Raw genomic sequence first — 12,825 nt, forward strand, 5'->3', positions numbered from 1 at the left:
TGCAGGCCGCCCGAGACCGCAGATGCACACGGCGCGATGATTCGTGCAGAGAGTCCCTAGGAGTCCCCATTGAATCGCCGCATCGTCACCATCTCTTTTGGAATCGCCACATTCGCGATCATTGGGGCGTCCTTGGCCCCTCTTTTGCTGCCCGCACCGACAACAAAATGCACACACCTCAGTACACCGGTTCGGTTTACGAGTATTGACAGCTTCCCCGTAAAGGTCAGTCGAGGCACACGCCAGTTTCCTCTGGTGGAATACAGTTACGTTGCTTCCGGCAAGAGCTATACCAGCACCAATATCTTCTGCGGAGCGAACGATAACGTCGTGGTGGACTGGAATAGAGTCGCCCAATTTTTTCATGATGCAAAGAATGGGGTGGACGTGGTGGCTTGGTTTGCCCCCTCGTCACCGGAGTCGGCATGCATCTCCATAACTTCCAAGTTCCGGTACTCCGTGGTGTCCAGCACATCCGCTCAATGTCGCTCGGACTGAGGCCGAGGATTCAACGAAGTGGACATGCACGGCAAGCTGGGCAGTTCCGCTCATTTCAACTCCGAGCGTCCGCTCTGCCAGCGCCAAAGGTCGCCTAAATTCAGCGCCAACGCATGCGGCGCTACCGCAACTGCCCGGCCAGCCTCTCAAATCCCTGCGCTAGACATTTTAATTGAGAATGCATATCATTTGCATGCCTGAGTACGCCACCTTCGTCCACCGCAAAAGGCTTCCCCCAGGAGCATTGCCATGGACACCGGCTTACACCCCCGCCCTCACCGACCCGATGCGACCCCCCACCAACCCGCCACGCTGACGCGCTGGCAGCATGCCGCGCAGCGCGCGCGGTCCGCACAGCAACTGGGTCAGTGGCGCATGGCCATGGCGTACCAGCACCAGGCGCTGGCCCTGTCGCTGCAGCTTCTGGAGCGCACGCCGCCCGCAGGGCATGAAGACGACTGCATTGCTGCCGCCGTGGTCTCGCACCTCAACGTGGCCGAGCTGCAGGCAGAGGCCGGAGCGCTGGCGGACGCCGCCCGGGTGCTGTGCCGTGCCCACGCCCTGTTGCTCAGCCTGATGGCCGACGCGCGCCATGGCGCGGCCCTGCAGCAGGCCGCCTGGCGCCATAGCCGCGAGACGCATGCCGCGCTGCTGCGGCATGTGCAGGCCCATGGCGCACAGCCCCTGATCACGCAGACCCTGACGTCGGCCCATGTGGTGCATGCGGCCGGTGGGGCAGGGCACCACTGAATCCTGTCCTCTTTCGCGCGCTGTGCCTGTTCGCGGTCGCTGCACTACGTTCGCCGCGCTTTTTCCCCAACTTTTTTGCCTTTCAAGGACACCATGCCCCATACCTTGCCCGCCTTGCCGTACGCCTATGACGCGCTGGAGCCGCACATCGATGCCCGCACGATGGAGATCCACCACACCAAGCACCACCAGACCTACATCAACAACCTGAACGCGGCGCTGCAGGGCACGCCACATGCCGACCTGCCCATCGACGAGCTCGTGGCACGGCTGGCGCTGTTGCCCGAAAACCTGCAGGGCCCTGTGCGCAACAATGGCGGCGGGCACGCCAACCACAGCCTGTTCTGGCGCGTGATGTCACCCCAGGGCGGCGGCCAGCCGCAGGGCGATGTGGCGCGCGCCATCGACGCAGACCTGGGCGGGTTCGATGCGTTCAAGGACGCCTTCACCAAGGCGGCACTCACGCGCTTTGGCAGCGGCTGGGCATGGCTGTCGGTCACCAAGGCGGGCCAGCTGGTGGTCGAAAGCACGGGCAACCAAGACAGCCCGGCGATGGCGGGCCTGATGTCCGGCCACACGCCCATCCTGGGCCTGGATGTGTGGGAGCACGCCTACTACCTGCAGTACCAAAACCGCCGCCCCGAATACATCGCGGCGTTCTACAACGTGGTGGACTGGGCCGAGGTCGAGCGCCGCTACGCGCTGGCCCGGGGCTGACAGATTCATCCGGGCCGTACACGCCACACCGCAGCCCGGCAATCGACCCGCTCTGTACCGCCCCCTGACCGATCCAGCCCGACTGACCCCAGGAGCCACCATGCCCACCCCGCCCACCTCCCTGACGTCGCCGGACACGGCGGATGAACCGATGCTGCCCGCTGAGCCTGGCGCGCGCAGCGACGCTGCCTTGCACTGGCGGCAGTGGATCGGGCTGGGCATCGTCCTGCTCGGTGTGGTTGCGGCGTTCGCCCAGGTGTGGGCCTGGATTGCCAACCAGCCTGTGGTGCTGGGCGCCCTGTGGGGCGGGCTGGCTGCGGCGCTGGCCACGGCGCTGGGCACCTTGCCGGTGATGCTGTCGCAGCGGCTGTCCGAGCGCACGCAGGACACGCTGTTCGGCTTTGGCGCGGGCGTGATGCTGGCGGCCTGTTCGTTCTCGCTGATCATTCCGGGCATCCAGGCAGCGCGCGCTGGCGGCGCGGGGGCCTGGGGCGCGGGCGGCACGGTAGGGGCGGCCATCCTGCTGGGGGGGCTGGTGTTGCTGCTGATGGAGCGGTTGCTGCCGCACGAGCATTTCATCAAGGGGGTGGAGGGCGCGCAGGCGTCGCGCACCCTGCGGCGCACCTGGCTGTTCGTCTTTGCCATCGGCCTGCACAACCTGCCCGAGGGCCTGGCGATCGGCGTGGCCTATGCCGGCGGCGACGCACTGCGTGCGAGTGCCCTGGCCACCGGCATTGCGATCCAGGATGTGCCCGAAGGCCTGGTGGTGGCCGTGGCGCTGCTCGCTGCCGGGTACCGCCGTTCGCTGGCGGTGGGGCTGGGCATGGCGTCGGGCCTGATGGAGCCCGTGGGCGCCGTGCTGGGCGCCGCGGTGGTCAGCTATTCCGCCAGTCTGCTGCCCTGGGGCCTGGGCTTTGCGGCGGGTGCCATGCTCTTTGTGATCAGCCACGAGATCATTCCCGAGTCCCACCGCAAGGGGCACGAGGCCTGGGCCACGGGCGGGCTGATGGTGGGGTTTGTGATCATGATGCTGCTGGATACCGCCTTGGGTTGAATGCTACATTTTTTATAGCTGTCAGCGCTTGCTGGAAAGGCGATAGGGCCGGTTTTGATGCTGCAAGGGGGCGATATCTGCATTGCCCCGAGGCATGTGCATTGCTTGGAGCAGGGCTTGGGCACTCACCCAAAGAACCAGTAGCACACCGCGATGGCCGCCACCACCCCGGCCAGTTCTGCCAGCAGCGCGCAGCCCACCGCGTGGCGGGCGCGCTGGATGCCCACGGCCCCGAAGTACACCGCCAGCACGTAGAACGTGGTTTCGGTGCTGCCCTGGATGATGGCGGCGGCCAGGGCCGCAAAGCTGTCCACGCCGTGCGTCTGCATGGTCTCGATGAGCATGGCGCGCGCGGCGCTGCCTGAAAACGGCTTGACCAGAGCCGTGGGCAGGGCGTCCACAAAGCGGGTGTCGGCACCCAGTTCGGTCACGCACCAGCGGATGCCGTCCAGCACATAGCCCAGCGCGCCCGAGGCGCGGAACACCCCCACGGCGCAGAGCATGGCCACCAGGTAGGGCAGCAAGCCCTTGGCCACATCGAAGCCCTCGCGCGCGCCGTCGATGAAAGCCTCGTACACAGCCACCTTGCGCCACGCGCCGATCGCGACAAAGGCGACGATGAGCGCAAACAGCGTGAGGTTGCCCAGCAGCGACGACAGCTGCGCCAGCGCCGCGCCGCTGAGCGTGGCCAACAGCGCCATGAAGCCACCCAGCAGCAGCGCCACAGGCAGCAAGTAGGCCAGCACCACCGGGCTCCACAGCGGCAGCCGCTGCACCACCGCCACGCTGACCAGCCCCACCAGCGTGGACGCGGACGTGGCCAGCAGGATGGGCAGGAACACCAGCGTCGGGTCCGGCGCGCCCTGCTGCATGCGGTACATGAAGATGGTCACCGGCAGCAGCGTGAGGGACGACGCGTTGAGCACCAAAAACAGGATCTGGGCATTGGTGGCGGTGTCGGGCTCGGGGTTCAGCTCCTGCAGCGCCTTCATGGCTTTGAGGCCCATGGGCGTGGCGGCGTTGTCCAGCCCCAGCGCGTTGGCGGCAAAGTTCAGCGTCATCAGGCCGAGGGCCGGGTGGCCGCCGGGCACCCCTGGCATCAGCTTGGCGAACAGCGGCGCCAGCCACCGCGCCAGGGCATCGACGATGCCGGCCTTCTCGGCGATGCGCAGAAACCCCAGCCACAGCGTGAGCGTGCCGAACAGCAGCACCATCACCTCGACCGACAGCTTGGCCATGGCGAACAGGGCTTCCACCATGGCCGCGAAGATCTGCGCGTTGCCGCCCACCAGCCATTGCGCCAGCGCGGCCACGGCCGCCGTCAGAAAAAAGCCCAGCCACAGGGTATTGAGCATCAGGAGTCCGTCATTCCAGGGAAGTGGGTTGGTCGCGTAAAGAGCGGGGGTGCCTAGCAATGGACTTTTCATCCGCTGCTTTCTGTCTGCCTGCTTGTCTATTTGCCTTTCTGCGAGGTTACCTGTCCTTGCCCTGGGCAGGGTCTGGCGGCGTGGCAACCGGGCAACGGTGGCCACAGTGGTACCCTATAGGGTTCGGTTCCGTTCACCGCAGGCGGCTTTTTACAGCCTGTGTCCTGCGCTGACGCAGAGCCGCCCGTACAAGGCGCCCCGGCGCGCCGCACACCAACACCAAGGAAAAGAGGTCCATCATGGGCGCGCAGTGGAAGGCAAAGGGCAAGGCGTTGGTCGCCGATGCCAAGGGCAAGCTGTTTGGCAAGCTGGTCAAGGAAATCACCGTGGCCGCACGCGGCGGCGCCGACCCCGCCAGCAACTCGCGGCTGCGCCTGGTGGTCGAGCAGGCCCGCAAGGTGTCCATGCCCAAGGACACGCTAGAGCGCGCCATCAAGAAGGGCTCGGGCACCGGTGCCGACGCGGTCAACTACGAGCGCGTGATCTACGAAGGCTTTGCGCCCCACCAGGTCGCCGTGATGGTCGAATGCCTGACCGACAACGTCAACCGCACCGCCCCTGAAATGCGCGTGCTGTTCCGCAAGGGCCAGCTGGGCACCTCGGGCTCGGTGGCGTGGGACTTCAACCACGTCGGCATGATCGAGGCCGAACCTGCCAACGCCGATGCCGACCCCGAGCTGGCCGCCATCGAAGCGGGTGCGCAGGACTTCGAAGCCGGCGACGAAGAAGGCACCACCACCTTCTGGACCGACCCGACCGACCTGGACCTGGTGAGCCGTGCCTTGCCCGCCCACGGCTTTACCGTGCTGTCGGCCAAGCTGGGCTACAAGCCCAAGAACCCGGTGAACCCCGCCAGCCTGAGCGCCGAGCAGCTCGAAGAGGTCGAAGCGTTCCTGGCGGCCATCGACGGCAACGACGATGTGCAGAACGTGTTCGTGAGCCTGGGCGCGTGAAGCAGCGCGCTGCAGCGTTCACCGCCTGCCCGGCGCGGGCTGCCTGCCGCGCAGGGGCCGGCGCACATGGAGAGGGCTGATTCATGACCGCAGACCACTACGCAGCGCTCGGGCTCGCGCCCAACGCGTCGCTGGCCGACATCAAGAAGGCCTTTCGCCAGAAGGCGTCGTTCTACCACCCGGACCGCAACGACGCGCCCGACGCCGCGCAGCGGTTCCAGGCGGTGCAAAAGGCCTACGAGGTGCTGTCGGACGACACCGCCCGCCAGGCCTACGACGACAACCGCCGCCGCAACCTGCTGGACGACCCGCTGCAGACCGCGCAGGAAATCTGGCAGACCTACGCCCGCGACATTCTTTCCTCGTCGTCCTCTTCGTCCTCGTCTTCATCTTCCTCTTTGCCCGTTCAGTGAAACTTTCTCCCTACTTCTATGACCTGCGTTCGGCCTACCAGGCCGAGCTCGACGATCTGGTGTCCGACTCCGAAGGCAAGGACGTGCTGCGCAAGCGCCTGGCCGAAAAGCGCAATGAAATCGCCTTCCTGGTGCAGATGATGGAGCTGGCGCCCGAGATGGTGGCGGTGGCCTTTCACCAGGGCTTTCGGTTTGCAAAACCGGCTGCGGTGGAGCACCTGCTGGGCCTGCCCCAGGATGAACTGCCCGACTGGCACAGCCTGACCCACGCCGTCACGCTGGAACCCTGGGCGCAGAGCCTGGCGCAAACCGTGTTGCGCGAGCCGCAGGGCGCGCGGTTTCTGGCGGTGGCCGCCGGGCTCGAATACACGCTGCTGCACGCCCGCATGGCCCCCGCCGCGCAGGCTGCAGACGCCGATGGCGACGACGCCGAAGACGGTGAAGACGCCGCGGAACACGACGACGACTTCAACACGCTGAGCGCCGACGACGCGGCAGACCCGCAAAACAGCCGCACGCGCGAAGAGGCCAGCTCCAACTGGCTGTCGGACGTCGGCTTCGACCGGAAGGATTGAGCCCCCTGAGGCGCTGCGCGCCTTCCCCCCGTGGGGGGACGCCTCTGGTGGACCGGCTAAGCCGGATCCACGGCGGCGCTGGCGATGGACGCGCGCCGGTCTCGGGCGCGTTCTGGAAACGACGAGACATTCTCTTGAGAGCTGAGGTACGACCATGAGCAACGACAGCAACAACACCCACCTGGCCCTGATCACCAAGACCACCAGCCTGATTGCGGCGGGTGACATCGTGGGCGCAGAGTCGGCGCTGGCCGAGCTGGCCGACACCGACGGCGACGGCGCGCTGATGGTGGTGCTGGACCAGCTCGCGCCCAAGGACATCCTGGCGGTGATGCGCGAGTACGACGACTCCAAGGCCTCGGTGGTGAACCTGCTGGTCACGCCCGAGCAGTTCGCGCGCGCGATGGTGCTGGAAAAACAGTACAAGGACCTCACGCACACGCACCTGCGCAACATGGTCAATGCGGTGGTCTTCCGCGACGACGCGGACCCGGTGGAATTCCTCACCGCGATTGGCGACCTGGAAGGCGGCGCCGAGGCGCTGGCCAACTACTTCGCCGAGAAGTGGAGCCGCATCGAGGCGTTTGCCCGCACCGGCACCTTCGACGCGGTCGAAGACTACGGCGTCACGCTCACCGACGATGAACTGCTGGCGTCCGGCTATGTGCAGCCCCGCGTCGACCAGGACGAGGTCGCGGACCGCGACTGGATGCAGATGGCCTGGCTGCTGCGCTACGAATGCCGCGACCTGTTCATCGAAATGCTGCTGGTGCTGCGCGCCAAGGCCCGCGCGTTCGACCTGGGCCTGGAGGAGGGCGACGAGCCCGCCGACGAGGACGATGGCAAGTTCGAAACCAGCGAGACCGACCGCGGCAAGGCCACACCGGCTGCGCGGGCCTCGGATGAAGAATCCGCTATCTAGATGGCAACCCCCTGTGGCGGGGCGGCCCTTGCGCGGCGGCCCTGGCTGGGGCCGCGCCAGTTTCGTGACACCGCGACGACGCGCAGCGCGATGGAAACCTGAATGACATTGCCTCACACACCACCCACCGATTCGCCTGCCGCACCCGGCGCGCTGCAACTGCACGATGCCCGCCCGTTCTTCGACAAGGCCCTGGCCTACGGTGTAGCGCACGGCATCATCGGCGCGGACCGGCTCGCAGCCATCCACACCGATGCCCCCAAAGGCATGGTGCAGATCGCGCGCTACTTCGGCAGCGAGTTCCTGCGGCCCGAGCTGGAAAAGGCGCGGGACCGCATGGTCAACCTCGTGAGCCTGTACCTGCTGGACACCACCGGGGGCGATCTGCACGAGGCGGCCGTCTCGTTGCGTGACAACTCCTTCTTGTCGCGCTCCAAGGGTGGCTCCGACATGCTCAAGCGCCTGATCGCCATGCCCGAGAGCAGCAACTTCGGCATGGCGGGCTACGCCGATGCGGAGACTCCGCTGCTGGCCGTGTGGTCGCTGCGCAGCCATGCCGAATACCGCGCCGAGCTCGCGCGCCGCACGCAGACCGCGGCCGCCATCGGCGCAGCCCGGTGGCTGGCACAGCAGTACGACCTGGACGAAGACGAGCTGGAAGCCGCTGGCGCCGATGCCGAGGCGGTCATCCGCACCGGACTGCTCATGCAAGCGCTCGCCCCCGGGGCGATGGAGCTGGGCGAATGGCCCAATGCCGTCGCGTTCGACAAACTGGTCACCGCGTTGCGCAAGAAGAAGGTGGCGGCCCCGGCCACGCTTCGTGTGCCGGCGGGCCTGCCCGCCGACTTGCGGGGCGCTGTCGAGGCGCAATGCGCCGCCGTGCTGGCCGACCTGCCCAGGCTGCTGGACACCGCCGCGCCCCTGCGCAACCTGCTGCGCCCTACAGGCACCTTCCGTGCGCGGTACTTTTTGCTGGACGACCCCCTGGCCGAGGTGGACGACTACCACCGCAGCCTGGACGAACTCGATGCCGACGAAGAGCCTCCGCAGCCTGCCAGCAAGACCTGGACGAAAACGGTGCAGGGCAACGACGACGAGCACTCGCTGCTGACGCTGTTCCTGTGCCTGGCGGCCGGGGTGCCCAAGAAGACCCTGCTGACCGAGAAGACCGCCGCCAGCCTGGTGCGCAAGGTCCGCAAGTCCGGCTGGCAGCCCGCACTGGCCACCGACTTCATTCAGGGCCACGCCAGCGGCGTGCACCAGCAGGACTACGCCACGCTGTGGGCCGGCTTCGTGCAGGATGCAGAGAAGACCTTGCTGAGCGACATGGACTACCAGATGCACGACGCGCTGGCGCTGCTGCGCCGCGAGTGCAACGTCGTGGGCGACTGAAGCCGCTGACGACACCGACGAGACTGACGTCGTAGCGCCCGGGCGCTGCGCCGGGTCGCCACGGCCGCTCTGGGCCGCCAGGCATCGGTGCCGCGCCATGGACCGCAGGTGGGCCAGCACGCACAGAGCCTTCGGGTCAATGATGAAGATGCCGTCGGAGTCCACGCCACCATCCGGTGCGTCCCAGTGCCGGTCGCGTGCGCTGGTATCCAGTTAGAGCCACCTGCAGCAGCCCGGTGCGGCCTTGCGCAGACATCAAACCGCACCGCGTCAATGGCATCGCACCGGCTGCGCCGCACACAGGGGCGAGCGACTTGCTTCACTGTCATCCGCATGAGGTCATGCTCGGTTAACATGAGGCCGCTTTCATGCCCTGCAGCGTGCGCTCTTGGATGATCGATCTGTCTGAGACGCCGAGCCTGCAGGGTAGACCAAGCCCGTGCCCGCGGCCCACCAGCCCCAGTTTTCTGCCCAGCTTCTTCGCGTACGTGCACAGTCCCACCCTCGTCATTCTGGCGGCCCTGCTGGCTGCGCTGGTTACCTCCGTGCTCTACGCCGTGTGGTACTTCCACCGGAACATCCCTGGCCTGCGCCTGTGGGTGCTGTCCTTTCTGGGGGCGACGGTGTTCAGCACCACACTGCTGCTGCGCACCTTCATGCCCGAGGTGGTGTCGGTGCTTCTGGCGCAGGCCTCCATCGCCCTGGCCTCGTACACCTGCCTGATGGGCAGCCGTGCCTATGTCGGCCGCAGTCCCCTGGGGCATGGCGCCGCCGCGGTCGGCATGGTGCTGCTGCTGGCGCTGTCGGCGTATTTCACGGTGGTGCACCCGCATCCGGGCGCGCGGTTTGCGCTGGCGGGTCTTTTCTCGGGGCCCTGCTTTTTGCTCACGGCGCGCACGCTCGCGCGCGGCGGCTTTCGCAACGTACCGGTGCGCTACCTGGTGGGGACGGCAATTGGCGCGCACGGGCTGTTCGTGCTGGTGAGGCCCGCACTGTTCAAGCTGTCGTCGCCGCTCACGGGCTTTCAGTGGAACGATGAGCTGCTTGAGCTGCTGTCCCAGTTCGTGGTGCTGGAGGCCACGCTGGCGCTGGTGCTGATCGGCTTCGGCGTGCTGATGCTCACGCACGAGTTCACCACGCGCGAGTTGCGCCACTTGGCCGAGGTCGACCCGCTGACCAGCGTGTTCAACCGCCGCGCGTTCCTCACGCTGCTGGACAAGGCGATCAGCAACGCGCAGCGCACGCAATCGGCGCTGCCCGTGCTGGTGATGGACCTGGACCATTTCAAGCGCATCAACGACACCTGGGGCCACCACTGCGGCGACGATGTGCTGCGGCACTTCGTGCAGCTGGCGGGCCGCTGCCTGCGCAAGGAAGACGTGATGGGGCGGCTGGGCGGGGAGGAGTTTGCGATCTTTTTGCCCAATGCGGATGGGCTGGGCGCGGCGGCGGTGGCCGAGCGCTTGCGCTCCACGGTCGAGTCCCAACTGGTGGAGAGCCTGGGGCCACAGGGCCGCAACGGCCCGCCGCTCACGGTGAGCGTCGGCGTGGCGCTGTTTGCCGAACCCGACACGGGCGAGGCCGTGCTGCAACGGGCCGACGAGGCCATGTACCTGGCCAAGCAGCGCGGCCGTAACCGCGTGGAGGTGCTGCAGCGGTAAGGGCGGCGAAGTGCGCGCGGCTGCATGGCTGCATGGCTGCACGCCCATCAGGCTGACCCGATCGATAGCGCATGCGCGGGCTGCCGGGCCGGGCGTGCTGCCGCGCTCGAATGTGGCTTGTGTCGCCTGCCCGACCTTGGCCGGCAGCTGGTGGGTGGCTGCCGGGCGGGGCGCGGTCGCACAATGGCAACCCCTTCCCCCACCTTCGTAAGAACCCCCGATGAGCGAGCAGACCGGCATGGCAGGCACAACACGTGGCGGTGCGGCTGCACCACGATCAAACCGGGGAATCCGGGCCCCGTCGCACACGCGCCGACGCGTTCTGGCGCTGGGCTCTGGCGTGGCTGCAGTGGGAGTGGCTGCGGGCGCCGGATACCTGCTCTACCAGCCCAGCCATGACCGGCAACTGGTCTACGCCCGCGTCAGCGACGCCATGAAGGAAGTGGACCGCCTGCACGCCGCGTCCGCCCAGCCAATCGCGCCCGCCACGGCGTGGAGCTGGTCGCAGACGTTGAAGCACTGCGCGCAGAGCATCGAGTTTTCGTTGGCGGGCTTTCCCGAGCCGAAGTCGGCGGTGTTCCAGCACACGGCCGGGGCCGCGGCGTTCGGCCTCTTTGCCTGGCGCGGTCGCATGAGCCATAACCTGGCGGAGCCCATTCCGGGTGCGCCGGCGCTGACTGCGCCCACAGCGGATGCGTCAGCCGCCTTGGCCCGACTGAAAGCCGCCGTGACAGCGTTTGAACTGCACCCAGGGCCGCTGCATCCGCACTTTGCCTATGGCATGCTCAGCCGCTCGCAGTACGAGCATGCCCATGCCATGCATCTGGCCAACCACCTGTCTGCGTTTGACGCGCGCATTGCTCGTTGAGCGACTGACCCGCTTGGCGGTCAGGTTTGATGGATGAAGCAACCTGGGATGTGCACCAACACCTGGGTGGAGCAGGCAGGCTGCCAGCCCTTTTTGGCCATGGGTCATGTGTGGAAGGTATCACCGGCCCCGCCGATCGGTGCTCGATGGCGAGTTGCGGACCATCGTTTTTAAAGAGTCTGTCATTACCGGTCAAAATATTTCGCGGGCAATGCAGGTGCGGTATTCGGAATCTCAATAAGCTGCGTATCGAGCCACGCTTGAGGTGCCGGATTGGATGGATTTTTTGCGTAGGCTCCCACATAAGGCGCCATTCGCGTGGTTTGGTAGACCGTGGGCGTCCATTCAGCCGGTGCCAGAAACAACGTGGTGCCTCTTTTTTCACTGTATGGACATGCACCGTACGTAGATATGTTCCACAACGTCTGCGTGTAGGTTTCATAGTCCGCAGTGTGACGCTTTGAGCCGATCGAGTACGGCCAGCCTTCAAGTTGGAAAAAGCTGTTGTAATCCCCTGGGCGCGCCAGCGGATTGTTGACCGTTCGACCCGTGAGGAACGAGAGAATAAGACCGCAGCCCGGTGGAGAAAAATCTCTGGATATATCCAGGTAGTACGTTCCCGTCACGTTGAGTAAACTCGTATAGTGTGAATTGCCAATGTCGTGCTTTGTTGTCAAAGCGCTCGACTTCAGCATCTCATCCATGGGCGTGACATTAGCGGTCGACGATGGCAGATCATCTTTTGCGCAGATTGCGACGAAGTGGCCGCCGCCCAGTAAAAGTGTCAAAAAACACGTGACGGTATCTGAATTCCAGGAATTTCCAGCACCGAGGAATGGCATCGAAATATAGCCGCTGAGCAAGTAGGAAATGGGCTCGGAATTTTCGACTGGCGCCATCGTGGGAAGCCAGAGGGTGAGTGGTCCGCTTGAGCTTGCGGTCACAATATAGTGTTTAAGAAAATCGAGAAGAGCGATGTCGTCGCTGTTGCAGATGCCGGTCTCCGTGCCATGCCATTGATCCAGAAACACTGCTGCAGCCCCAGCCAGCTGTCCGCCTGTGAAGTCTGCGGGCATGACGTAGCCGCTCTTGCAAGGCTCACTCGGTGTTGCTGAAATCTGAGATGCAGACCGAATGTTGGGCCCGAACATGCTGTTGGAGAAGTCTTGGCCATTTTCAAATGGCGGATTTGCCAAAATGCCCAGCGGTACTACGTAGCCGCCATCTGGACCAGAAGGTACGCTGTGATAGAGGTTCAGCTGCGGTGCAATAGATGTGCCCTGGTAGACAGGCGCATTGAATTCGCCGATCACTCCGACTGGCAAGCTGATGGCAATATTCGCAGGTCCGCCTTCAGGATTTACGGTGTAATTTATGATCAATAGATAATCTTCAGCGACGAGCTCAAATTCTCCAGCGCAGCCAGTCATTCCATTCGCGCTTATGTTTATCGCCCCATCAGGTGCGACAGACGGGGCGGATGGAGTGGGGGATGATCCAATGGTAGATGTCGGATTGTCAAATGTGAGCGATACCGATAGTCGATTGACGATCAATAAGTTGATGCTCGTTTCCACAGAAGGCATGTGCATTTC

12 protein-coding genes are annotated in these 12,825 nt (G+C 65.3%); 10 read left to right on the forward strand and 2 right to left on the reverse strand.

Annotated elements, in window-relative coordinates; all coding sequences use genetic code 11:
• The first annotated feature begins 747 nt into the window (after positions 1-747).
• The 3 genes from ACSQ3D_RS26675 to ACSQ3D_RS26685 all read left to right on the forward strand — a co-directional run bounded on the left by ACSQ3D_RS26675 (position 748) and on the right by ACSQ3D_RS26685 (position 3,019).
• The gene (locus tag ACSQ3D_RS26675) at positions 748-1,248 is read left to right on the forward strand and encodes a hypothetical protein (protein WP_436128842.1); all 501 of its coding nucleotides are present in this window, start codon (positions 748-750) and stop codon (positions 1,246-1,248) included.
• A 93-nt stretch (positions 1,249-1,341) separates the two neighbouring features.
• Complete coding sequence (locus tag ACSQ3D_RS26680) at positions 1,342-1,965, forward strand: superoxide dismutase (RefSeq protein ID WP_436128843.1); 624 nt, start codon at positions 1,342-1,344, stop codon at positions 1,963-1,965.
• Positions 1,966-2,116: 151 nt separating this feature from the next.
• Positions 2,117-3,019: a ZIP family metal transporter gene (locus tag ACSQ3D_RS26685; RefSeq protein ID WP_436128913.1), complete on the forward strand. Its 903-nt coding sequence runs from the start codon at positions 2,117-2,119 to the stop codon at positions 3,017-3,019.
• A gap of 125 nt (positions 3,020-3,144) precedes the next feature.
• On the opposite strand, the gene ACSQ3D_RS26690 is transcribed toward ACSQ3D_RS26685, so the two are convergent.
• Positions 3,145-4,374 (reverse strand): nucleoside recognition domain-containing protein, encoded by a 1,230-nt coding sequence (locus ACSQ3D_RS26690; protein WP_436128844.1) that lies wholly within the window; start codon positions 4,372-4,374, stop codon positions 3,145-3,147.
• A 311-nt stretch (positions 4,375-4,685) separates the two neighbouring features.
• On the opposite strand from ACSQ3D_RS26690, the gene ACSQ3D_RS26695 reads away from it, so the two are divergent.
• The 7 genes from ACSQ3D_RS26695 to ACSQ3D_RS26725 all read left to right on the forward strand — a co-directional run bounded on the left by ACSQ3D_RS26695 (position 4,686) and on the right by ACSQ3D_RS26725 (position 11,230).
• Positions 4,686-5,399, forward strand: a complete 714-nt coding sequence (locus tag ACSQ3D_RS26695; protein WP_056419800.1) for a YebC/PmpR family DNA-binding transcriptional regulator — start codon at positions 4,686-4,688, stop codon at positions 5,397-5,399.
• Between the two features lie 83 nt (positions 5,400-5,482).
• The gene (locus ACSQ3D_RS26700) at positions 5,483-5,812 is read left to right on the forward strand and encodes a J domain-containing protein (protein ID WP_056419803.1); all 330 of its coding nucleotides are present in this window, start codon (positions 5,483-5,485) and stop codon (positions 5,810-5,812) included.
• Positions 5,809-6,387 carry a hypothetical protein gene (locus ACSQ3D_RS26705; RefSeq protein WP_056419807.1) on the forward strand — a complete coding sequence of 193 codons (579 nt, stop codon included), beginning with the start codon at positions 5,809-5,811 and terminating at the stop codon, positions 6,385-6,387. The genes ACSQ3D_RS26700 and ACSQ3D_RS26705 overlap by 4 nt, the downstream gene beginning before the upstream one ends.
• Positions 6,388-6,541: 154 nt before the next feature.
• Positions 6,542-7,309: a hypothetical protein gene (locus tag ACSQ3D_RS26710; protein ID WP_436128845.1), complete on the forward strand. Its 768-nt coding sequence runs from the start codon at positions 6,542-6,544 to the stop codon at positions 7,307-7,309.
• A 102-nt stretch (positions 7,310-7,411) separates the two neighbouring features.
• Positions 7,412-8,701 carry a hypothetical protein gene (locus ACSQ3D_RS26715; RefSeq protein WP_436128846.1) on the forward strand — a complete coding sequence of 430 codons (1,290 nt, stop codon included), beginning with the start codon at positions 7,412-7,414 and terminating at the stop codon, positions 8,699-8,701.
• A 488-nt stretch (positions 8,702-9,189) separates the two neighbouring features.
• Positions 9,190-10,362: a GGDEF domain-containing protein gene (locus ACSQ3D_RS26720; RefSeq protein ID WP_056419952.1), complete on the forward strand. Its 1,173-nt coding sequence runs from the start codon at positions 9,190-9,192 to the stop codon at positions 10,360-10,362.
• Positions 10,363-10,582: 220 nt separating this feature from the next.
• On the forward strand, positions 10,583-11,230 hold the full coding sequence (locus ACSQ3D_RS26725) for a DUF1569 domain-containing protein (protein WP_436128847.1): 648 nt from the start codon (positions 10,583-10,585) through the stop codon (positions 11,228-11,230).
• A 185-nt stretch (positions 11,231-11,415) separates the two neighbouring features.
• Here ACSQ3D_RS26725 and ACSQ3D_RS26730 read toward each other — a convergent pair whose 3' ends face one another.
• Positions 11,416-12,816 (reverse strand): hypothetical protein, encoded by a 1,401-nt coding sequence (locus tag ACSQ3D_RS26730; protein ID WP_436128848.1) that lies wholly within the window; start codon positions 12,814-12,816, stop codon positions 11,416-11,418.
• Positions 12,817-12,825: the final 9 nt, after the last annotated feature.

This window comes from Acidovorax sp. LjRoot117 (assembly GCF_964252695.1).
Classification (GTDB): Bacteria; Pseudomonadota; Gammaproteobacteria; order Burkholderiales; family Burkholderiaceae_C; genus Acidovorax.